This is a genomic window from Streptomyces sp. DSM 41931 (assembly GCF_050271085.1).
Classification (GTDB): Bacteria; Actinomycetota; Actinomycetes; order Streptomycetales; family Streptomycetaceae; genus Streptomyces; species Streptomyces albogriseolus.
This window is the reverse complement of the sequence record NZ_CP189902.1, coordinates 2,425,471-2,446,497: the sequence shown is the minus strand read 5'-3', so window position 1 is coordinate 2,446,497 and position 21,027 is coordinate 2,425,471. Positions and strand designations below refer to the sequence as shown.

Here is a 21,027-nt window from a genome sequence, read left to right as displayed (position 1 = left end):
CCGTGAGCGACGCGCCGCCGCAACCGATCCGTGTACTCGTCTGCGACGACCAGGCGCTGGTGCGGACCGGCTACGTCACCATCTTCTCCGCGCAGCCCGACATGGACGTCGTCGGGGAGGCCGAGAACGGCCACGAGGCGGTCCGCGCCGCGCGGCGGCTGCGCCCCGACGTGGTCGTGATGGACGTCCGGATGCCCCTGCTCGACGGCATCCAGGCGACGCGGCAGCTCGCCGGCCCGGACACGGAGCACGCGCCGAAGGTGCTGGTCGTCACGACGTTCAACGTCGACTCGTACGTCTACGACGCGCTGCGCGCCGGGGCGAGCGGCTTCCTCCTCAAGGACTCGCCCCCGGCGGAGCTGGTCAACGGCATCCGCACCGTCGCCCGCGGAGAGGCCCTCCTCGCCCCCGCCGTCACCCGCCGCCTCATCGGCCACTTCGCCGGGCACGTACGGCCGGCCGACACGACGAGCCCGGTCCGGCGGAACATCGTGGACAGTCTGACGCCCCGCGAGCTGGAGGTGTTCCGGCTGATCGCCGAGGGCCTGTCGAACGCGGAGATCGCCACGGCGATGTCCATCACCCCGGAGACGGTCAAGACCTACGTCTCCCGCATCCTGGCCAAGCTCCACCTGCGCGACCGGGTCCAGGCAGTGGTCCTCGCCCACAAAACGGGCCTGGCCCCGTAAGGGGCGCGGGGAACTGCGCGCTAAGCCCCCACGCACCGGCACCCTTCCAGGGGCGCGGGGAACTGCGCGCCCAGCCCCCACGCACCGGCACTTGCGAACGCCGCAGGACCACCCCCTCCAGGGGCGCGGGGAACTGCGCGCTAAGCCCCCACGCACCCGCACCCGCGAACGCCGCAGGACCACCCCTTCCAGGGGCGCGGGGAACTGCGCGCTCAGCCCTGACGCACCGGCACCCGCGAACGCCGCAGGACCACCCCCTTCAGGGGCGCGGGGAACTGCGCGACCAGCCACAACGCACCCGCACCCGCGGCCGAAGCGCACCCCCCGCCCCCAGAAACCCGCGTCAGCGAACCCTCACGCCGACTCGTTCAGCAACCGCGCCACATGCTCACGCCCCGCCCCCAACAACGAAGGCAGCGGCTCCGCCGCCTCGTACCACCGCGCCTCGTACTCCCAGCACAGCCACCCGTCCCACCCGTTCCGCGACAACACCTCGACGACGTCGGTCAACGGCAACACCCCCGCCCCCAGCGCGACAGGCGTCGTGTCCTCCGCCGAGGCGATGTCCTTCACCTGCACGTACCCCAGGTGCGGCGACAACGCCGCGAAGCTGTCCACCGGCTGCTCGCCCCCGAGCCACGTGTGCATCACGTCCCACAGCGCCCCCACCTGCCGGTGCCCGACGAGCCCCAGCACCCGCATCGCGTCCGCACCGGTCCGGTGGGAGTCGTGCGTCTCCAGCAGGATCCGTACGCCCCGGTCGGCCGCGTACTCCGCGGCCGTCCCCAGCCGCCGCGCGGCCGTCGCGTCCGCCTCCTCCGCGCTCTGCTCGTCACCGCCGCCGGGAAAAACCCGTACGTACGGCGCGCCGACGTCCCGCGCGAGATCGACCAGCGCGCGGACCTCCGCGAGGACCGGCTCGTCGTCGCCGGGCGCGGCGACCCGGGCGTATCCGGCCACCCCCAGGATGTCGAGCCCGGCCGCCTTGAACGCGGCGGCCACGTTGGCCCGCTCTTCCGCACCGAGGCCCGTGTGGACGGGTTCCTCGGGGTGGGCGCGCAGCTCCACGCCGTGGTAGCCGTGCGCGGTCGCCAGGGCCGTCACCTCGGAGAGAGGGAGGCCGGGGACACCGAGGGTGGAGAACGCCAGTTTCATGGATACGGGACTACCCCCGAGGCGCGGGGGCGACTCCTCCCCGTCACTCCGGTGCCGCAGTCTCTTCGGCGGTTCGCCGGGGTGCGGGCCGGTGGGGGCTGGTCGCGCAGTTCCCCGCGCCCCTTCAAGGGGTGGTTGCGCGCCGTCCGCAGGTGCGGGCCGGTGGGGGCTGGTCGCGCCGTTCCCCGCGCCCCTTCAAGGGGTGGTTGCGCGCCGTCGGCACGCGCGGGCCGGTGGGGGCTGGTCGCGCAGTTCCCCGCGCCCCTTCAGGGGGTGGTTGCGCGCCGTCCGCACGCGCGGGTGCGTGGGGGTTGAGCGCGCAGTTCCCCGCGCCCCTGAGGGGCGTCACCCCCAGCCCCTCGCAGAGGTCAGCCCCGCGGCCCCGCCGTGGACCCCCGCACCATCAACTCCCCCCGCACCGCCGCGATCCCGCCCGCCGGCGGCTCCTCACGGCCCATCGCGATCCGTCCCGCCCGCGCCCCCGCCTCCGCGAGGGGCAGCCTGACCGTGGTCAGCGCGGGCACCGCGTCGACGCTGAACGGCAGGTCGTCGAAGCCGGCCACCGACACGTCGTCCGGGATCCGCAGCCCCGACTCGCGCAGCGCCGCGCACGCGCCCAGCGCGACGGAGTCGTTCGCCGCGACCACGGCGGTCAACGACGGGTCGCGGCGGAGGAGTTCCAGCGTGGCCTCGTGGCCCGACCGCCGGTCGTAGCGGCCGTGGACGGTCCAGCGCGGGTCCTCCTCGATGCCGTGCGCGGCCAGCGCGGCCCGGTGGCCCTCCAGGCGGTGCCGGGTCGTGGTGCGCTCCTCGGGGCCCGCGATGTACCCCAGGCGGCGGTGCCCGAGCCGGATCAGATGCTCGGTGAGTTCCTGCCCGCCGCCCCGGTTGTCGAAGGTCAGGGCGATCGCCCCGGTGTCGGGCGCCTGCGGCCGTCCGCACAGCACCACCCGCGTCCCGGCGTCCGCCAGCTTCCTCAGCTTGGCGTCCATCGCCGCCTTGTGCTGCGCGTCCTCGATGGCGCCGCCGGTCAGCACCACCGCCGCGGCGCGCTGCCGCTGGAGCAGGGTGAGGTAGGTCAGTTCGCGCTCGGGGGAGCCCCCGGTGTTGCAGACGACGGCGAGTCTCTCGCCGCCCGCGCGTCCGCCCGGGCCGCCGATCTCCGACTGGATGGCGCTCGCCATGATCCCGAAGAACGGGTCGGCGATGTCGTTCACCAGGATACCGACCAGGTCGGAGGTGGCGGCGGCGAGGGCGCTGGCGGGGCCGTTGAGGACGTAGTCGAGCTCGTCGACGGCCTTGAGCACGCGCTCGCGGGTGGACGCGGCCACCGGATAGTTCCCGTTCAGCACACGCGACACCGTCGCGGGGGAGACCTGCGCCCGCGCCGCCACGTCCGCCAGGGTCACCGTCATGTCTCGTCCTCCGCCTCGCCGCCGTGCCGTCCGCCCGTGCCGTACGCCGTCGTACACACCCACGCCCACACCGGTGGTTCCGACCAGAGCTTTCCGACCAGACCTTAAGGCCATCCGCGGCGTTGTTCGCCCCCTCGAACAAGCCGGGAGCGGCAGTGGTCTTGTCCACACGCGGTCCAGAGGCTAGCTTCTGACGGTATAGAAAGCGCTTGCTGCCACGTCTACCAGTTCCCCCGCCTCCTCCCGGGGCGCGTGGGGCGGGTGCGGCGTACGCGGCGCGCGGACCGCGTACGAAGGGAACGACGTGACACGCAAGACGGTGCGTATCGCCATGAACGGTGTGACCGGACGCATGGGCTACCGCCAGCACCTCGTCCGCTCCATCCTGGCCCTGCGCGAGCAGGGCGGCCTCGACCTCGGCGACGGCACCGTGCTGTGGCCCGAGCCGGTGCTGGTCGGCCGCCGCGAGCACGCGCTGAGGGCGCTCGCCGAGCGCCACGGACTCGAACACCTCTCCACCGACCTGGACGCGGTCCTCGCCGACGACAGCGTGGACATCTACTTCGACGCCCAGGTGACCTCCGCCCGCGAGGAGGCGATCAGGAAGGCGATCGCCGCCGGCAAGCACGTCTACACCGAGAAGCCCACCGCCACCGGCCTCGACGGCGCCCTCGAACTTGCGCGGCTCGCCGCGGAGAAGGGCGTCAAGCACGGCGTCGTCCAGGACAAGCTGTTCCTCCCCGGCCTGCTCAAGCTGAAGCGGCTGATCGACGGCGGCTTCTTCGGCCGCATCCTGTCCGTCCGGGGCGAGTTCGGCTACTGGGTGTTCGAGGGCGACTGGCAGGAGGCGCAGCGCCCGTCGTGGAACTACCGCGCGGAGGACGGCGGCGGCATCGTCGTCGACATGTTCCCGCACTGGGAGTACGTGCTCCACGAGCTGTTCGGCCGGGTGAAGTCCGTGCAGGCCCTCACCGCCACCCACGTCCCGCAGCGCTGGGACGAGAACGGCAAGCCCTACGACGCCACCGCCGACGACGCCGCATACGGCGTCTTCGAGCTGGAGGGCGGCGCGATCGCCCAGATCAACTCCTCCTGGGCGGTCCGCGTCCACCGCGACGAGCTGGTCGAGTTCCAGGTCGACGGCACCGAGGGCTCCGCCGTCGCCGGCCTGCGGGGCTGCCGCGTCCAGCACCGCTCCGCCACCCCCAAGCCGGTCTGGAACCCGGACATCCCCGCCACCGAGGTGTTCCGCGACCAGTGGCAGGAGGTACCGGACAACGGCACGTTCGACAACGGCTTCAAGGCCCAGTGGGAGCTGTTCCTGCGCCACGTCCACGCCGACGCCCCCTACCACTGGGACCTGCTGGCCGGCGCCCGCGGCGTCCAGCTCGCCGAACTCGGCCTGAGGTCCTCCGCCGAGGGCCGCCGTCTCGACGTACCGGAGATCAGCCTGTGACCCTCCACCTTCCCGACGCGCACGGCGCCCTGCGCCCCTACGAACCCCGCACCGAGCCCCTCGCCCTCGCCCCCGGCGCCCCCTTCACCTCCCGTACGGTCTTCTCGGCCGCGCACGTCGTCGCCGACCCGTACGCCGACACCACCCCCGACTCGCCCGCCGCCGTCGACTGGGACGCCACCCTCGCCTTCCGCCGCCACCTGTGGGCGCACGGTCTTGGCGTCGCCGAGGCGATGGACACCGCGCAGCGCGGCATGGGTCTGGACTGGGCGGGCGCGGCCGAGCTGATCCGCCGCTCCGCCGCCGAGGCGAAGGCGGCCGGCGGCCGGATCGCCTGCGGCGTCGGCACCGACCAGCTCACCGGCGGTCCGGCGACCCTCGCCGAGGTCCGCGCGGCCTACGAGGAACAGCTCGCGGTCGTCGAGGAGTCGGGCGCGCAGGCCATCCTCATGGCCTCCCGAGCCCTCGCCGCCACGGCCCGCGGCCCCGAGGACTACCTGGAGGTCTACGGCCACCTGCTCCGCCAGTCCGCGGAACCCGTGATCCTGCACTGGCTCGGCCCCATGTTCGACCCGGCCCTCGAGGGCTACTGGGGCTCCTCCGACCTGGACACGGCGACCGACACCTTCCTCGACGTCATCGCCGCCCACCCCGACAAGGTCGACGGCATCAAGGTCTCCCTGCTGGACGCCCGGCGCGAGATCGACCTGCGCCGCCGCCTGCCGAAGGGCGTGCGCTGCTACACCGGCGACGACTTCCACTACCCCGAGCTGATCGCGGGCGACGAGCAGGGCTTCAGCCACGCCCTGCTCGGCATCTTCGACCCGCTCGGACCACTGGCCGCGCAGGCGGTCCGCGTCCTCGACACCGGTGACACGGACGGCTTCCGCGCCCTGCTGGACCCCACGGTCGAGCTGTCCCGCCACCTCTTCCAGGCGCCCACCCGCTTCTACAAGACCGGCGTGGTGTTCCTGGCCTGGCTGGCCGGCCACCAGACCCACTTCACGATGGTCGGCGGCCTCCAGTCCGCCCGCTCCCTGCCCCACCTCGCCCGCGCCTACGAACTCGCCGACCGCCTCGGCCTGTTCCCCGACCCCAAGCTGGCCGAGGACCGGATGCGGACCCTGCTGCACCTGTACGGAGCGACCCCGTGAGCGACCTGACCCGCTTCAGCATCAACCAGATGACCGTCAAGCAGCTCACGCTCCCCGAACTGGTCGCCGCCTGCCGCGACCTGGGCGTCCCGGCGGTCGGCCTGTGGCGCGCACCGGTCCAGGAGTACGGCGTGGAGGCGGCCGCCAAGCTCGTACGGGACGCGGGCCTGGCGGTGACGACACTCTGCCGCGGCGGCTTCCTCACGGCGGTCGACGCGGACGAGCGGGCGGCGGCCCTCGCCGACAACCGCCGCGCCGTCGACGAGGCGGCCACCCTCGGCACGGACACCCTGGTCCTGGTCTCCGGCGGCCTCCCGCCCGGCGCGAAGGACCTGCGGGCGGCCCGCGAACGCATCGCGGACGCGCTGACGGAACTCGCCCCCTACGCCGAGGACCACGGGGTGAGGCTGGCGATCGAGCCGCTGCACCCCATGTTCGCCTCCGACCGCTGCGTGGTCTCCACGCTCACCCAGGCCCTGGACCTCGCCGAACGCTTCCCGGCGCACCAGGTCGGCGTCACCGTGGACACGTACCACATCTGGTGGGACGACACGGCCCCCGAGGCGATCGCCCGCGCCGGCGCCCAGCACCGCATCCACACCTTCCAGCTCGCCGACTGGATCACCCCGCTGCCCGAGGGCGTCCTCAACGGCCGCGGCCAGATCGGCGACGGCGCGATCGACATGCGCGAGTGGCAGGGGTACGTGGAGGCGGCCGGCTACACGGGCTCCATCGAGGTCGAACTCTTCAACGAGGACCTGTGGGCCCGCGACGGCCGAGAACTCCTCGCGGAGACGGCCCGCCGGTGGACGGAGAACGTGGACGTGTGAGCCGCGCCCGCCGGGCCTGTCCGGGGCCTCCCGGGGCCTGTTTGGGGCCCGTGAAAAAAACTCCGGACGGCCGTACAACCCTCCCCCCACCCCGCCTGTCCTACGTAGCGTCAGGACTTCCGGGTGGGGACCCGGGGGGGGCTTCAGGGAGGTTCTGGCGGGGGAGGGAAGCGAGGGGCCCGGTCGACGGACCGGGCCCCTCGAAGTTCGTCCGGACGGATTCAGAAGAAGACCCCGCACCGCAGCAGCACGTTCGCGTACGGGCTCGCCTCGCCCGTGCGCACCACCAGCCGCGCCCCGGTCGTCAGTTGCTTCAGCCGCTCGTGCGGGACGTACGCCAGGTCCGGGAAGTGGCCGGTCAGCAGCGAGGCCGCCGCGGGGTTGGCGTCCCGCACCTCCTCCGCCGCCGTGGCGCCCTCGACGGCCAGCTCGCCGAGCAGCCCCTCCAGCACCTCCGCGAACGACGGCACCCCGGCCCGGAACGCCAGGTCCACCACGCGCGGCCCGTCCGGGATCGGCATCCCCGCGTCGCACACCAGCACCCCGTCGGTGTGGCCGAGTGCGGCGAGGGCGCCGGACAGGTGCCGGTTGAGGATCCCGTGCTTCTTCACAGCTCCGCGACCTCCGCCGCCGTCGGGAACGACACCTGCGCGCCCTCCTTGGTGACCGTCGCCGCGCCCACCCGGGCCGCGTAGGCGGCGGCCTCGGCGAGCGGTTCGCCCGTGCCCAGCCGCCACGCCAGCGCCGCGGTGAACGCGTCCCCGGCGCCGGTGGTGTCCACCGCCTCCACCTTCACCGACGGCACCCGCGCCACCCCGGCCGAGGACGCCACGAGCGCGCCCTCCCCGCCCAGGGTCACGACCACCGAGCGCGGGCCCTTCGCCAGCAGCAGCCGCGCCCAGTCCTCCGGTTCGTCGCTCACGCCGGCGCTGTCGCCGAGGATCACCTTCGCCTCGTGCTCGTTGACGATCAGCGGATCGCAGGCCGCCAGCACCTCCGACGGCAGCGGCTGCGGAGGCGACGGGTTGAGGACGAAGCGGCTGTCCGGCGCCAGGCTCCGCACCACCGCCATCACCGTCTCCAGCGGGATCTCCAGCTGCGTGGACACCACCCGCGAGGCGTGGAAGAGGCTCGCGGCGGCCCGTACGTCCGACGGGGTCAGCCGGCCGTTCGCACCCGGCGAGACGACGATGCTGTTGTCGCCCGACGGGTCCACCGTGATCAGCGCGACCCCGGTCGGCGCCCCGCCCACCAGCACGCCCACCGTGTCCGCCCCGGCCTCGCGCAGCGAGTCCAGCAGCAGCCGCCCGTGCTCGTCGTCCCCGACCCGCGCCAGCAGGGCGGTGCGGGCGCCGAGCCGGGCGGCGGCGACCGCCTGGTTCGCGCCCTTGCCGCCCGGATGCACGGCCAGGTCGGAGCCGAGCACCGTCTCCCCGGCGCCCGGCCGGCGCTCCACCCCGATCACCAGGTCGGCGTTGGCCGATCCGACGACCAGGAGGTCGTAGTCGTACATGAATTCGCTCCCCGATCCGCTGAGGAGGGCGGGCGGCCTCGTGACCGCCCGCCCGTGTGCCTCTGTGCCGGTGTCAGCCTTCGAAGCCGGCCACGTTCTCCTTCGTGACCACCTTCACCGGCACCTTCACCATCTTCTCCACCTTTTCGCCCTCGACGGCCCGCAACGCGTTCCGTACGGCGATCCGGCCGAGTTCGCTGGGCTGCTGTGCGACGGAGGCGTACAGCGTGCCCGCCCGCACCGCCTTCAGCCCGTCCGGCGTGCCGTCGAACCCGACGACCTGCACGGACGTTCCGGCCTTGGAGCCGAGCGCCTTGATCGCGCCGAGCGCCATCTCGTCGTTCTCCGCGAAGACGCCGTCGATGTCGGGGTGCGCCTGGAGCAGGTTCGTCATCACGTCCAGGCCCTTGGTGCGGTCGAAGTCCGCGGGCTGCTTGGCGACGACCTTGATGCCCGGGTAGTCCTTCAGCCCCTCGGCGAAGCCCGCCCCGCGCTCACGGCTGGCGGAGGTGCCGGCCTGGCCCTGGAGGATCACGATGGTGCCCTTGCCGCCGAGCTTCTCGGCGAGCGCCTTGGCGCCGAGCGCGCCGCCCTCGACGTTGTCGGAGGCGACCAGCGCGGAGGTGTCCGCCTCGTTGACGCCGCGGTCCACGGCGATCACCGGGATGCCCGCCTGGTTCGCGCCGCGCACCGAAGGACCGGCCGCGTCCGAGTCCACCGGGTTGACGACGACCGCGGACAGCGAGCCGCTGGTGAAGTTCTGCAGCTGGTTGGCCTGCTGGGAGGCGTCGTTCTGCGCGTCGGTGACCGTGAGGTCGACGCCCAGCTTCTTCGCCTCCTCCTCGGCGCCGTCCCGGATCTGCACGAAGAAGGGGTTGTTGAGCGTCGACAGGGACAGGCCGATCTTCGGCCTGTCCGCCGCGGACGAGCCGTTGTGCAGCAGCGAGGTGGCGCCGACGACCGCCACGGCGACGACGGCCGCGATCACATACGTCAGTGCCTGCTTGCCCTTGCCGCCGCCGGACGCGCCGGCCGCCGGGGCGGTCGCGCCCGCCTTGCGGCGCACCGTGTCGAACAGCACCGCCAGCGCGATGACCACGCCGATGACGACCTGCTGCCAGAACGCCGACACCGACAGCAGGTTGAGGCCGTTGCGCAGCACCGCGAGGATCAGCGCGCCGATCAGGGTGCCGGACGCCTTGCCGGTGCCGCCCGCGAGGGAGGCGCCGCCGATGACGACCGCGGCGATCGCGTCCAGCTCGTAGCCCTGCGCGGCCTGCGGCTGCGCGGACGCCAGCCGGGAGGCGAGCACGATGCCCGCGGCGGCCGCGAACAGGCCGGAGAAGGCGTAGATGGCGAGCTTCTGCTTCTTCACCCGCAGACCGGACAGCCGCGCGGCCTCCTCGTTGCCGCCGATCGCGTACATCGACCGGCCGATGTACGTCCGCCCGAGGACGAACGCCGTCAGCAGGCCCATCACCACCATCACGAGCACCGGCACCGGCAGCCAGCCGCCGAGCGTGTCGCCCAGGTGGGAGACGGAGTCGGGGAAGGCGATGGGCGAGCCCTGCGAGATCACCAGCGACAGACCGCGCGCCACCGACAGCATCGCCAGCGTCGCGATGAACGGCGGCAGTTTGCCGTACGAGACGAGGAAGCCGTTGACCAGGCCGCAGACGATGCCGGTCGCCACGGCGAGGACGACCGCGAGGACCACCGGGATCCCGGCCTCGGTCGCGCTCCACGCCAGGACGGTCGCGGAGAGCGCGGCGACCGAGCCGACCGACAGGTCGATGCCCGCCGAGACGATGACGAAGGTGACGCCGAAGGCGAGGATCGCGGTCACGGCGGCCTGGACGCCGACGTTGAGCAGGTTGTCGGCGGTCAGGAAGTCCCCGGACAGCGCCGACATGGCGATCACGAGGACGATCAGCGCGGTCAGCGCGCCGTTGTCGAGGAGCAGCCGGCGCAGGCCGCCGGCGGCGCCGCCCTGCGCGCCCGGCGTGCTCTTGAGCGTGTCAGTGGCCACCGGGGGCCTCCGTTCCGTTACTGGGGGAGCTGGGGGAAGTGGTGCCGACGGCGAGGGCCATCACGGCGTCCTGGGTGGCGTCGGCGGCGTCCAGTTCGCCCGCGAGCCGGCCCTGCGCCATGACCAGGACCCGGTCGCTCATGCCGAGCACCTCGGGCAGGTCGCTGGAGATCATGAGCACCGCGGCGCCGGCCGCCGTCAGCTCGTTGATCAGCTGGTAGATCTCGACCTTCGCGCCGACGTCGATGCCGCGCGTCGGCTCGTCGAGGATGAGCACCTTGGTGTTCGCCAGCAGCCACTTGCCGATGACGACCTTCTGCTGGTTGCCGCCGGACAGGGTGCGCACATGCTGGCCGAGCCCGGCCATGCGCACGCCGAGCTGCCCGGCGATCCGGGCCGCGGCCTCGTGCTGCCCCTTGAGGTCGACGAGCCCGGCGCGGGAGGACGACCGGAGCGTGACGAGACCGAGGTTCTCCTCCACGGAGGCGTCCAGCACCAGCCCCTGGCCCTTGCGGTCCTCGGGCACCAGCCCGACCCCGGCCTCCAGGGCGGAGTTCACGTCGTGGCCGCGCAGCCGCACCCCGCCGACGTGCACGGTCCCGGCGTCGTACGGGTCCGCCCCGAACACCGCCCGGGCCACCTCCGTCCGCCCGGCGCCGACCAGCCCCGCGACACCGACGACCTCACCGGCCCGCACCTCGAAGCTGACGCCGTGGAACACGCCGTTACGCGTCAGCCCCTCCACCTTGAGCAGGGCCTCCCCGGCGTCCGCGCGCTCACGCGGGTACTGCTGGTCGATGGACCGCCCCACCATGAGCCGGACGAGTTCGTCCTCGGGTGTGGAGGCGGGCACCTGCCCCACGCTGCGCCCGTCGCGGATCACGGTGACCCGGTCGCCGAGCGCGGCGATCTCCTCGAGGTGGTGGGTGATGAAGACGATTCCGACGCCGTCCTCGCGCAGCCGCCGCACGATCGCGAACAGCTTCTCGACCTCCTCGGAGGTCAGCACGGCGGTCGGCTCGTCCATGATCAGCACGCGCGCGTCCAGGCTGAGCGCCTTGGCGATCTCGACCATCTGGAGCCGCGCGATGCCCAGTTCACGCACCCGGGCGCGGGGAGACACGTCCACCCCGACGCGCTTCAGCAGCACCTCGGCGTCCGCGTCCATCCGCTTCCGGTCGATCATCCCGAAGCGGCGCGGCTGCCGCCCCAGGAAGATGTTCTCCGCGACCGTCAGATCGGGGACCAGGTTGAACTCCTGGTAGATGGTGGCGATCCCGAGCTTCTCGGAGTCCTGCGCACCGCTGATGCGCACCTCCTCGCCGCCCACGGTGATCCGGCCGGCGTCGGGCGTGTACGCGCCGGAGAGCATCTTGATCAGCGTGCTCTTGCCGGCGCCGTTCTCGCCCAGCAGCACGTGCACCTCGCCCCGGCGCAGATCGAAGTCCACGCCGTCGAGCGCGACCACGCCGGGGAAGGTCTTGCGGATGCCCTCGATGCGCAGCAACTCGTCAGGACTGCGGCTGCTCACGGCGTACTCCTTCGTACGGGGGAGGGGGACGGGGGTCGTTCGGTCTCCGGCTCGCCGCACGAGCGGCGCACGACGAGCCGGGCGGGGAGGGTCACGGACTCGCCGGGTCGCCCCTCGATCCGGTCGACCAGGGCGCGCACGGCGGCCCGCCCCAGGTCGCGGACCGGCTGGGCGATCGCGGTGACCGGCGGGTCCGTGTGCACGAACCAGGGGATGTCGTCGAACGCGGCGAGCCCGATGTCGTCGGGCACCCGCAGCCCGCGCGCCCGGACCGCGTCCAGCGCGCCGAGCGCCATCAGGTTGTCGGCGGCGAAGACGACCTCGGGCGGCTCGGCGAGGTCGAGGAACCCCTCGGTGACGCGGCGCCCGCTGCCGGCCTGGAAGTCGCCCTGCCCGATGTAGGCGTCGGGCAGCTCCAGCCCGTACGCGGCGAGCGCCGCCCGGAAGGCGTCCACGCGTTCCCGGCCGGTCGTGGTGGCGGCGGGCCCGGCGATGATCGCGAGCCGCCGGTGCCCGAGCCCGTGCAGATGCGCGACCAGGTCGCGTACGGCGGCCGTCCCGTCCGAGCGGACCACGGGCACGTCCACGCCCGGGATCCACCGGTCGACGAACACCATGGGCGTCCCGGCCCGGGCTGCCCCGAGCATGCCGGGCGAGCCGCCGTCGGTGGGGGAGACCAGCAGGCCGTCGATCCGGCGGTCCAGCAGGGTGGTGACGTGGTGGTCCTGGAGGTCGGGCCGCTCGTCGGCGTTGCCGATGATCACGCTGTACCCGAGCGCGCGGGCCTCCTCCTCGACGGAGCGGGCCAGCTCGGTGAAGTACGGGTTCATCACGTCGCTGATGACCAGCCCGAGGGTGCGGGTCTGATCGGTGCGCAGGGACCGGGCGACGGCGTTCGGCCGGTACCCCAGCCGCTCGACGGCGTCGGTCACCCGACGCCGCGCGTCCTCGCTGACCGACGGGTGCCCGTTGAGCACCCGCGACACCGTGGCGACGGACAGCCCCGCCTCGGCGGCGACGTCCTTGATGCTCGCCATCGCCGTTCCACCTCCTCGTGGAATCGATTACACGGAGGATTGGAATCGATTACATGGGCCGGGGCAAGGGGGTGGGCGGTGGCCGAAACCGAATCGTGACCGGCGGTCGGAATGTCAGTGGCGTTGCTTAGGGTTCCGCTCAAGATCTCCGGGGTGGGGGCCGGGGGTGGGGCGAGGGCGAGGGTGCCGTGATGTGGTGGGGCAGGAAGCCGGAGAACCGGCAGCAGTGGGTGCTCGATCCGCTGGTGGGGGTGGGCCCGCTGCGGTTCGGCATGGACTCCGACGAGGTGCGGGCCGCGCTCGGGGCGGCGGACAGTGGCTCGCGGGTCGCCCGGGACGGTTCGTTCTGGGCGACGTACGGAGACCTGGGCCTGACCGCGCTCTACGCGCCGGGGATGCTGTTGGCCGCGGTGGAGATCCACGCGGCAGTGGGGCCGAGGGTGAGCCTGGCCGGCGTGGAGCTCATGGACCGGGTGCCGTCCGAGGTGAGTGCCGACCTCCACCGTCTCGCCCGCGGTCAAGGGGTGCCCGTCGGCGTCAACTGGGGCGGCGATCCGGAGATCGCGGCCTGGGGCCTGTCCATGGGCGCGGTGCAGGCGTGGGAGGCGTCGGAGGAAGGACACCCGGTGCGGACCGACCGGGCGATCACCCAGGCCCTCGTCGTCGCCCCGGAACTGGCCCGCGACCCGTACGACACCGACCTGGTGGCCCTCTGGCGGGACATCCGCGAGGAGCCCGTCAACCCCGGGGCGTGGCCGGTGACGGCTGATCGCGGCCGCGCCCGCTGGGAATGGACGCCGCTGGAGGGAGTGGGGCCGCTCCGGTTCGGCATGACCGTGGACGAGGTGATCGCGGCGCTGGGTGACGAGGAGCCGGCCGCCCGCCGCGGATCCTTCCCGCACCACTTCCGCGGATACGGCCAGTGGTGCCTGGAGGAGGACCGCTTCGACGCGGCGGGGCTGACGGCTCACTACTGGATGCGGGACGGCAGGCCGACACTGGCGGCCGTGACCCTGCACGGCCGGACGGGGCCCCAAGTCGTGCATGATGGCATGAAGCTGATCGGCCAGAAGGTGACCGCTCTCGACGCCGCCCTGATCGAGCGCGCGGAGCGGGGCGACATGGACCTGGCGATCGGCTGCTCCGGCGATCTCGGCATCCACGGCTGCAACATGTACGTCCGCTCGGTCCGGGCGGGCGACGGCATGGTCAGCGCGGCGAGGTTCTGCGACGCCGACTGGGAGGACCACGGCTGACGTCCGCTCACGGCGTAGGTGGCGGTCTGTCGGGTCAGCCGCAGACCTCGCCCGGGCGTCGTGCCACGTGCCTAGGCGGCACCCGCCTCGCACCACACGAGAGCAGTTCGGCGCGCGAGAGCGGCGTGAGCCGGGGTGGCTCGAGCGACCGCGTGACTCGAAGGCCCCTGCACGGGCCACCCTCACCTTTTCCGACGCGGCCTTCACCGAGTTCGTCAGCGCGCTGAAGGAACCAGCAGGCCCGCCCGCCTGAGCAGGTCGAGGGTGGGACGTGCCCCTGCTACGGCATTCAGTCAGGGGCCGTGCCCCAAAGCACCCGCTCAGGCCCCCCGTCCCCCGTGTCGAAAAGGCAGCACACCGCGCCCGACGCCTCCGCGAGGTCGGTGAACACCTTTCTGATCGCTGCCGAGTCCTCGAACAGCCTGCTCATCCGCGAAGTCGCCGCCCAGAAGTCCAGGCATACAAGGCGCGAGTCCGTGAAGGACGGGAAGTGCATGTCCAGGTACACGTAACCGATCCGAACGCGCCCGTCCTCGACGGGAAGACCCCCCTCCTCCGCATACGCCCGCACCGCCTCGTCCGCCGGGAACACGAGCGACGTGTCGAGCGTGACCCTGTCCTTCCCCGCACAGTCGACCGGCTCGCTCCCGAACTCGCACGTGAACGGCAGGACGACCCGCTCACCACCCGGCAAAGTGACCGTCAGCGGCGGCACCCTCCGCTCCGGCGGCGCCAGCTTCGCCACCTCGTTCAGCGCACGGGGCACGTTCTCAGGGCGCAGGTGGATGTCATAGCTGTACGTCAACCCCATGTTCCCCCCTCTGACCAGGCAGAGCGCACCCTCTCGCGGCTGGCGTCCCAGGTGCCCGTGAGTTTCCCGGACGGGGCCAACCCCCGTTCCTCACCGGGATGAACAGCCACCGCGAGGCGACCCGGCCGTCCCGTCGCCAAGGTGAGCGACTGTCAGTCCCCTCTGACAGCCTCCGTACATGGAGACGACAGTGCAGCTGACGATCGACTGTTCCGATCCGCAGCGGATGGTGGCCTTCTGGGCACCCGCCCTCGGGTACGTGCCCGAGCCCGCGCCCGAGGGCCATCCCACGTGGCGCGCCTACTGGGAGGCGATGGGCGTGCCCGCGGAGGAGCTGCCGCCCGGGGCCGGTGATCTGGCGGAGTCGATCGTGGACCCGACGGGCCGCGGACCGCGAGTGTGGTTCCAGCAGGTGGCCGAGCCGAAGACCGTCAAGAACCGCTGGCACTTCGACCTGAAGGTCGGCGGGGGCCGGGACGTCCCGCTCGCCGTCCGTGCGGAGCGGGTCAGGACCGCTGTCGCGCAGCTGGTCGACGCCGGTGCCACTGTCCTGAGGATCAAGGATGAACCGGACGCGGGGTTCTATGCCGCGGCCATGCGGGATCCGGAGGGCAACGAATTCGACGTCGTCTGAGGACATCAAGACGTATGGTGCTATCGTCATTAGCACCATGCTGCTGAGACTTGACGTAGCCGACCACCGTCCCCTGCACGAGCAGGTGGCCGGTGCCATACGGCGGGCCATCGCCGAAGGGGAGTGCGCGCCGGGCGACCGGCTGCCCCCCGCCCGGGACCTCTCCCAGGCGCTCGGTGTGAACGTCAACACCGTGCTGCGCGGCCTGCGTGCCCTGCGGGACGAAGGGCTGCTGGAGTTCCGGCGCGGGCGTGGGGTGACGGTGGCTCAAGGGGCGGACGGGCGTTCGGCGTTGGTGGACCGCATCCGTGAGGTCGTGGCCGACGCGGCGCGCCTCGGGTACGGCAAGGACGACGTCATCGACATGATCAGGGAGGTCACATGACCGGGCGGACAGCGCGCGGGAACGCCGCGTTGGGGGGCGCCGGCGCCTGGGTCGTGGGAGTGCTGGTGCTCCTGGTGGTCTTCCCGCTCACCGCCCGGGACCGGCTCCCCGACCGGCTGGCGACCCACTGGGGTACGAGCGGCGAGCCGGACGACTCGATGCCGTTCTGGGCGGCGACGTTCTTCCCGGCGCTGATCTGGCTGCTCCTGGCGGCGGTTGCCGTACTGGCCCTGTGGCGCGCTCGCCGCACCGCCGGTACGGCCGCCGCGCCCGGCTGGGCCGGCCTCACCCTGGGCTTCACCGGCGTGACCCTCCTCGGCGCGCAGGCGTCGATCGTACGGGCGAACCTCGACCGCGACGACTGGCGCGACGCCGGCTCGGTGACCGGCTGGGTGATCGCCACCCTGGCCGGCGCCGCAGTGATGGCCGGCGCCGCCCTGCTGATCGGCCGCCGCGCCCGCCCCACCGTGCCGCCCCCGTCCGGGCCCGCGATGGAGATACCGAAGGGCCAGCGCTTCGTCTGGCTGTCCCGCACCTCCAACCGCTGGCTCCACCTCCTGGCGGCCGTGACCGGGATCCTCACGCTGGCGGCCTCGGCGGGTGCGGTGGCTGGTCTGGGGGGTCTGCAAGGAGCCGTGGGGGCCGCGTCCTTCGCCGTCGCCACCAGCGCGCTGCTCGCCTGTGCCTCCGTGCAGGCCCGGGTGACCGAGAAGGGGCTCGAGGTCTCCTTCGGCCCGCTGGGGTGGCCGGCCCGGCGCTGGCCCGCCGACAGCATCGCCTCCGCCTGGGTGGAGACGCGCACCGCCGCCCAGGTCGGCGGCTGGGGTTACCGCCTGAGCGGCCTCGGCACCACCGTCATGCTCCGCGGCGGCACATGCCTGGTGATCCGCACCGTCAAGGGCAAGGACTTCGCCGTGAGCGTCGACGACGCCGAACGCGGCGCGGCCCTGCTCAACTCCCTGATCGCGCAACGCGCGACGTGACGGCCACGCCTGGCCCGGTACGCGCATCCGACTCCAGGGGCGCCCCATACCGCTCGTGACCGAGGCGGCGCATCGGCTCGGCCCGAGCGCGGGATGCGCGCACGACGTCCCGGTCCCGCTCGCGCGGGCCGAGGCAGTTCGGCGCGCGAGAGCGGCGTGAGCCGGGGTGGCTCCAGCGACCGCCGCCCACCTCGTGCCGGCGCACCCCCGGCCCGGCGGCGACACGGGCGGCCGCAGCATGGGGGAAGGGGCGGGGCGTCCAGGCGTCCCGATGCCCGCGCACCCGGATTCGCCGCGGGGCGTGCCGTACGAGAAGGCCTGGCTCTGGTGCTCAGGCCTTCTTCTGGCGTGCGTAGTGGCGCTGCGCCTTCGCCCGGTTTCCGCAGCCTGCCATCGAGCACCAGCGGCGCGTCCCGTTCTTGGAGGTGTCGTAGAAGTGCAGGACGCATTCGGGGTTGCCGCAGGACCGGATCCGCTCGGGCCGCTCGGCGAGCAGGCGCAGGTAGTCCTCGGCGGCGAGCCAGGCCGGCAGCCAGGCGGGACTTTCCACCTCGACGTAGGCGTCCGGCCCGTCGGGGCGTAGCACGAGCCCTCTGCGGCCGTGGGCGAGGACGGCGTTGAGGGCCTCGACGGCGCCGTCGTCAGGGTGCTGCGGATCGGTGGCCGCCTGGTCCAGGGCGGCGCGTGCCTGGAGCAGTCGCCGGAGCGTGTCGTGGTCCGCCGGTACCTGTGTGTCGCCCAGGGCCTGGCTGACCAGGGTCCCGGCGAGCCACGTGGCCAGCCCGTCGAGCGAGTCCAGCAGGTCATGACGGCCGGCCGCGTCGATCCAGCGGGTGTTGAGCAGGTCGATGGCGAGCGGTTCCCCGGTCAGGGGGCGGGGGTCGGCCCCTGCGGCTGACGGCACGGTGCGCTGTCCTTCCTCGGCGGTGGCGGCGGTGTCACACCCACCACCGTAACCGGTCATCGCGAGATCACCGGTTGACGCATCGTTTCTCTAACCTCTAAAGTTCATTTCAGTGGTTACGAGACGAGCTCGTGACGATGAGCGAAGGCATGTGAGGAACCATGACCGAGGCGACGACCCTGCAGACGGGGCATGTGGGAGTGAACGTCACCGACCTGGAGCGGTCCCTGGCCTTCTACCGGGCCGTGTTCGGCTTCGACGTGATGGCGGAGGGCAAGGAGGACGGCCGCCGCTGGGCGTTCCTCGGCCGGGAGGGACGGCTGCTCGTGACGCTGTGGCAGCAGAGCACGGGCTCGTTCGCCACCGGCCGGCCGGGGCTGCACCATCTGTCGTTCCAGGTGGGGACCGTCGAGGAGGTCAGAGCCGCGGAAGAAGTGCTGCGCGGCCTGGGCGCGGAGTTCACCTACGACGGGATCGTCCCCCACGGCGAGAGCGGCACCTCCGGCGGCATCTTCTTCACCGACCCCGACGGCATCCGCCTGGAGATCTACGCGCCCACGGGTGCGGACCCGGCCGACGCCCCGACCCCCGCCGCCCCCACCTGCGGTTTCTTCTAGGAACGAGAAACCCCTCCTGCCCGCCGGGGGTGCCCCACCGGCCCCCGGCCCGACCCGCGCCGCGCCGGACGACAACCGCGAAGCCGGCGCGAGGGAAAGGACCTGCCGTGCCCACGTATCACCGCGGCGAGATCGCCGTGCAGGAACGCGCCGGCCTGGCCCGGCAGGCGGAGTTCTCGCTCGGCGGCATCGGCGAGAGCATTCCGCCCGTCGCGAGGGACTTCCTCGCCCAGCAGCCCTGGATCGTGCTGGGCGGCGCCGACCGGGACGGCCGCGTCTGGGCCACCCAGCTGACGGGCGGCGCCGGATTCCTGGGCGTGCCCGACCCCCGTACCGTCACCGTCGGCGCCCTGCCCCTGCCGGGGGACCCGCTGGCCGAGGTCCTGACCGCCGGACCGGCCGTCCCGACCGGGATGATCGCCATCGAGCCCGCCACCCGGCGCCGTATGCGCATCAACGGCCGGGCCCGCCGGGAGGGGACCGGCCTGCGCGTCGACATCGACCAGGTCATCGCCAACTGCCCCAAGTATCTGCAGAAGCGGAACCACCGCTGGGCCGGACCGGACGAGGCCGGGGCGGCGGACCGCACCGTCACCGCCGGCACCGGACTCAGCCCGGCCCAGCAGCGGAAGGTGCGCGCGGCCGACACGTTCTTCGTCGCCACCGCCTCCGACCGCGGCGACGCGGACGCCTCCCACCGCGGCGGCAACCCCGGCTTCGTCCAGGTACTCTCACCCACCCTGCTGCGCTGGCCCGACTACGTGGGCAACGCCATGTTCCTGACCCTGGGCAACCTGCTGCTCAACGCGTCGGCGGGCATCCTGGTCCCGGACTGGGAGACGGGCGACACCCTGCACCTGTCCGGTACCGCGCGCACCGTGTGGGACGCCGAGGACATCGCCACGGCGCCCGGTGCGCAGCGCCTGGTCGAGTTCTCCGTCCAAGCGGTACGGGAGATCACCGCCGCCTCGCCTCTGCGGTGGACCAGCCCCGGCTACTCGCGCTTCAACCCCCCGGTCGGCTGACATCCGCACGCGCCTGCGCGCACCGCACGCGCCCGCGCGCACCGCAGGCACCCGTGCACCGCGCGCACCGACGCCCCCCACCAGACCCCTACGGAGCGACCATGCAGATCACCGTGGACATGAACCTCTGCGAGAGCCACGGGCAGTGTGTCTTCGCCGCGCCGGAGATCTTCTCCTTCGACGACGACGACCGCCTCGTCCACGAGGCCTCGCCGCCCGACGCGCTGCTCGACAAGGCCGAGAAGGCCGCGGCCGTCTGCCCCGCCCGCGCCATCACCGTGTCGCCGGCCTCCCCGCCGGCCGCCTCATGAGGGCCGCGGACCAGCGCGAACTGGTCGTCGTGGGCGCCTCGCTCGCCGGGTTGCGGGCGGCCCGGGCCCTGCGCGAGCGGGGCTTCACCGGTGCCCTGACCCTCGTGGGGGACGAACCGCATTCGCCCTACGACCGGCCGCCGCTGTCCAAGCGGGTCCTGACCGCCCCCGGCCGGCCTGCCCGCACCGAACTGCCCGTGCCGAACGGCCTGCGGGCGCGCTGGCAGCTCGGGCGGGCGGCCGTCCGGCTGGACCTCGCGGCAAGGGCCGTCACCCTCGCGGACGGCACACGGCTGTCCTACGACGGCCTGGTCGTCGCGACCGGATCGACTGCCCGCGGCTGGCCGGCCGGGAAGCCCCCGCCGCCGGCCGGCGTGGTCACCCTGCGCGGCTGGGACGACGCCCTGGCCCTGCGGGCCGCGCTGACCGCGGGAGGGCCGCTCGTCGTCGTCGGCGCCGGCTTCCTCGGCGGTGAGATCGCCGCCGCCGCCCGCGAACGCGGGCTGGACGTCACGCTCGTCGAAGCCGCGTCCCAGCCCCTGGAGGGCGCCCTCGGCACCGTCGCGGGCGCCTATGTCGCCGCGCTCCACCGCGAGGCGGGCATCGTGCTGAGGACCGGAACCACCGTGGAGGGCTTCGTGACCGGGGCCGACGGCCGGCTGGCCGGCGTCCGCCTGGGCGACGGCACCACGGTGGCGGCCGGCACGGCGGTCCTGGCGTGGGGCGGGGTGCCGTCGACGGGCTGGCTGGCCGGCTCCGGCCTCGCCCTGGACGGTGGCGTCCACTGCGACCCGCTTCTGCGCGTCCTGCGCACCGACGGCTCGGCCGTGCCCGACGTGGTGGCGGCCGGTGACGTGGCGCGCGTGCCGCAGCCGCTGGCCGGGGGCGAACGCCTCGCGCTCGGCCACTGGACCAACGCCGTCGAGCAGGGCACCGCGGCCGCCGCCACGCTCCTGGCCGGGCAGGCCCCGGACGGGACGCCCGCGCCGTTCGCGGCCGTGCCGTCCTTCTGGTCGGACCTGCACGGCGCCAGGATCCGCTCGGTGGGCCTGCCCGGCGCCGCCGACGAGACGCGGGTCGTGGAGCACGATCTGACGGGCCGCCGGCTGGAGATCGCGTACCACCGTGCGGGCCGGCTGGTCGGCGCACTGACCATCGGGCGGACAGGACGGCTGGCCTCCTACCGCCGCGCACTGGAGGAGCACCTGGCCTCCGGGCCGGCACCGGACGGAGCGGGCCCCGCGTGACGGACCGTCGGTCCTGAGGCGACGGCACGGACCCCGAGTGACCGG

The 21,027-nt window shown here is 73.3% G+C and carries 21 protein-coding genes; 12 read left to right on the top strand and 9 right to left on the bottom strand.

Translation table 11 applies throughout. The features are described from left to right. Positions 1 to 2: 2 nt before the first annotated feature. The gene (locus ACP7TJ_RS11340; protein ID WP_367495425.1) at positions 3 to 689 is read left to right on the top strand and encodes a response regulator transcription factor; all 687 of its coding nucleotides are present in this window, start codon (positions 3 to 5) and stop codon (positions 687 to 689) included. Between the two features lie 354 nt (positions 690 to 1,043). Here the strand turns inward: ACP7TJ_RS11340 and ACP7TJ_RS11335 are convergent, their stop codons facing one another. Next, the gene (locus tag ACP7TJ_RS11335) at positions 1,044 to 1,844 is read right to left on the bottom strand and encodes a sugar phosphate isomerase/epimerase family protein (RefSeq protein WP_427763020.1); all 801 of its coding nucleotides are present in this window, start codon (positions 1,842 to 1,844) and stop codon (positions 1,044 to 1,046) included. Positions 1,845 to 2,212: 368 nt separating this feature from the next. Then, the gene (locus ACP7TJ_RS11330) at positions 2,213 to 3,259 is read right to left on the bottom strand and encodes a LacI family DNA-binding transcriptional regulator (protein WP_093767248.1); all 1,047 of its coding nucleotides are present in this window, start codon (positions 3,257 to 3,259) and stop codon (positions 2,213 to 2,215) included. Positions 3,260 to 3,563: 304 nt separating this feature from the next. Here ACP7TJ_RS11330 and ACP7TJ_RS11325 point away from each other — a divergent pair, with 304 nt between their 5' ends. The 3 genes from ACP7TJ_RS11325 to ACP7TJ_RS11315 are packed head-to-tail and all read left to right on the top strand — an operon-like array spanning position 3,564 to position 6,699. Next, positions 3,564 to 4,715, top strand: a complete 1,152-nt coding sequence (locus tag ACP7TJ_RS11325; protein WP_367533411.1) for a Gfo/Idh/MocA family protein — start codon at positions 3,564 to 3,566, stop codon at positions 4,713 to 4,715. After that, entirely contained in the window at positions 4,712 to 5,869 is a 1,158-nt protein-coding gene (locus ACP7TJ_RS11320; RefSeq protein WP_380807261.1) for a dihydrodipicolinate synthase family protein, read from the top strand. Before ACP7TJ_RS11325 ends, ACP7TJ_RS11320 begins: the two co-directional genes overlap by 4 nt. Further along, positions 5,866 to 6,699 (top strand): sugar phosphate isomerase/epimerase family protein, encoded by an 834-nt coding sequence (locus ACP7TJ_RS11315; protein ID WP_167741817.1) that lies wholly within the window; start codon positions 5,866 to 5,868, stop codon positions 6,697 to 6,699. Before ACP7TJ_RS11320 ends, ACP7TJ_RS11315 begins: the two co-directional genes overlap by 4 nt. A 221-nt stretch (positions 6,700 to 6,920) precedes the next feature. Here the strand turns inward: ACP7TJ_RS11315 and rbsD are convergent, their stop codons facing one another. The 5 genes from rbsD to ACP7TJ_RS11290 all read right to left on the bottom strand — a co-directional run bounded on the left by rbsD (position 6,921) and on the right by ACP7TJ_RS11290 (position 12,809). Then, positions 6,921 to 7,310 carry a D-ribose pyranase gene (gene rbsD / locus ACP7TJ_RS11310; RefSeq protein ID WP_427763017.1) on the bottom strand — a complete coding sequence of 130 codons (390 nt, stop codon included), beginning with the start codon at positions 7,308 to 7,310 and terminating at the stop codon, positions 6,921 to 6,923. Continuing rightward, a complete protein-coding gene (locus ACP7TJ_RS11305) occupies positions 7,307 to 8,212 on the bottom strand; it encodes a ribokinase (RefSeq protein ID WP_427763015.1) in 906 nt (301 codons plus the stop codon). Before ACP7TJ_RS11305 ends, rbsD begins: the two co-directional genes overlap by 4 nt. A 73-nt stretch (positions 8,213 to 8,285) precedes the next feature. Next, the gene (locus ACP7TJ_RS11300) at positions 8,286 to 10,241 is read right to left on the bottom strand and encodes an ABC transporter permease/substrate-binding protein (RefSeq protein ID WP_167741814.1); all 1,956 of its coding nucleotides are present in this window, start codon (positions 10,239 to 10,241) and stop codon (positions 8,286 to 8,288) included. After that, a complete protein-coding gene (locus tag ACP7TJ_RS11295; RefSeq protein ID WP_093767253.1) occupies positions 10,231 to 11,772 on the bottom strand; it encodes a sugar ABC transporter ATP-binding protein in 1,542 nt (513 codons plus the stop codon). The genes ACP7TJ_RS11300 and ACP7TJ_RS11295 overlap by 11 nt, the downstream gene beginning before the upstream one ends. Further along, entirely contained in the window at positions 11,769 to 12,809 is a 1,041-nt protein-coding gene (locus ACP7TJ_RS11290) for a LacI family DNA-binding transcriptional regulator (RefSeq protein ID WP_367546769.1), read from the bottom strand. The genes ACP7TJ_RS11295 and ACP7TJ_RS11290 overlap by 4 nt, the downstream gene beginning before the upstream one ends. A 191-nt stretch (positions 12,810 to 13,000) precedes the next feature. On the opposite strand from ACP7TJ_RS11290, the gene ACP7TJ_RS11285 reads away from it, so the two are divergent. Continuing rightward, on the top strand, positions 13,001 to 14,065 hold the full coding sequence (locus tag ACP7TJ_RS11285) for a hypothetical protein (RefSeq protein ID WP_427763013.1): 1,065 nt from the start codon (positions 13,001 to 13,003) through the stop codon (positions 14,063 to 14,065). 289 nt (positions 14,066 to 14,354) lie between these two features. Here the strand turns inward: ACP7TJ_RS11285 and ACP7TJ_RS11280 are convergent, their stop codons facing one another. Beyond that, positions 14,355 to 14,810 carry a hypothetical protein gene (locus ACP7TJ_RS11280; protein WP_427763011.1) on the bottom strand — a complete coding sequence of 152 codons (456 nt, stop codon included), beginning with the start codon at positions 14,808 to 14,810 and terminating at the stop codon, positions 14,355 to 14,357. Positions 14,811 to 15,054: 244 nt separating this feature from the next. Here ACP7TJ_RS11280 and ACP7TJ_RS11275 point away from each other — a divergent pair, with 244 nt between their 5' ends. From ACP7TJ_RS11275 to ACP7TJ_RS11265, 3 genes are read left to right on the top strand one after another with little or no spacing between them, the layout of a single operon-like run. Continuing rightward, positions 15,055 to 15,510 (top strand): VOC family protein, encoded by a 456-nt coding sequence (locus ACP7TJ_RS11275; RefSeq protein ID WP_367495432.1) that lies wholly within the window; start codon positions 15,055 to 15,057, stop codon positions 15,508 to 15,510. Between the two features lie 37 nt (positions 15,511 to 15,547). Next, positions 15,548 to 15,895 (top strand): GntR family transcriptional regulator, encoded by a 348-nt coding sequence (locus ACP7TJ_RS11270; protein ID WP_189909819.1) that lies wholly within the window; start codon positions 15,548 to 15,550, stop codon positions 15,893 to 15,895. Further along, complete coding sequence (locus ACP7TJ_RS11265; RefSeq protein WP_427763009.1) at positions 15,892 to 16,878, top strand: DUF1648 domain-containing protein; 987 nt, start codon at positions 15,892 to 15,894, stop codon at positions 16,876 to 16,878. Before ACP7TJ_RS11270 ends, ACP7TJ_RS11265 begins: the two co-directional genes overlap by 4 nt. 331 nt (positions 16,879 to 17,209) lie before the next feature. Here ACP7TJ_RS11265 and ACP7TJ_RS11260 read toward each other — a convergent pair whose 3' ends face one another. Beyond that, positions 17,210 to 17,782, bottom strand: coding sequence for a CGNR zinc finger domain-containing protein (locus ACP7TJ_RS11260; protein WP_367451178.1), 573 nt, complete (start codon positions 17,780 to 17,782; stop codon positions 17,210 to 17,212). A 161-nt stretch (positions 17,783 to 17,943) separates the two neighbouring features. Here ACP7TJ_RS11260 and ACP7TJ_RS11255 point away from each other — a divergent pair, with 161 nt between their 5' ends. From ACP7TJ_RS11255 to ACP7TJ_RS11240, 4 genes are all read left to right on the top strand, one after another. Next, positions 17,944 to 18,399: a VOC family protein gene (locus tag ACP7TJ_RS11255; protein ID WP_427763007.1), complete on the top strand. Its 456-nt coding sequence runs from the start codon at positions 17,944 to 17,946 to the stop codon at positions 18,397 to 18,399. 107 nt (positions 18,400 to 18,506) lie between these two features. Beyond that, positions 18,507 to 19,424, top strand: coding sequence for a pyridoxamine 5'-phosphate oxidase family protein (locus tag ACP7TJ_RS11250; protein ID WP_427763005.1), 918 nt, complete (start codon positions 18,507 to 18,509; stop codon positions 19,422 to 19,424). Positions 19,425 to 19,525: 101 nt separating this feature from the next. After that, on the top strand, positions 19,526 to 19,735 hold the full coding sequence (locus ACP7TJ_RS11245) for a ferredoxin (protein WP_391109549.1): 210 nt from the start codon (positions 19,526 to 19,528) through the stop codon (positions 19,733 to 19,735). Next, positions 19,732 to 20,982: an NAD(P)/FAD-dependent oxidoreductase gene (locus tag ACP7TJ_RS11240; protein WP_427763003.1), complete on the top strand. Its 1,251-nt coding sequence runs from the start codon at positions 19,732 to 19,734 to the stop codon at positions 20,980 to 20,982. The genes ACP7TJ_RS11245 and ACP7TJ_RS11240 overlap by 4 nt, the downstream gene beginning before the upstream one ends. Positions 20,983 to 21,027 lie beyond the last annotated feature (45 nt).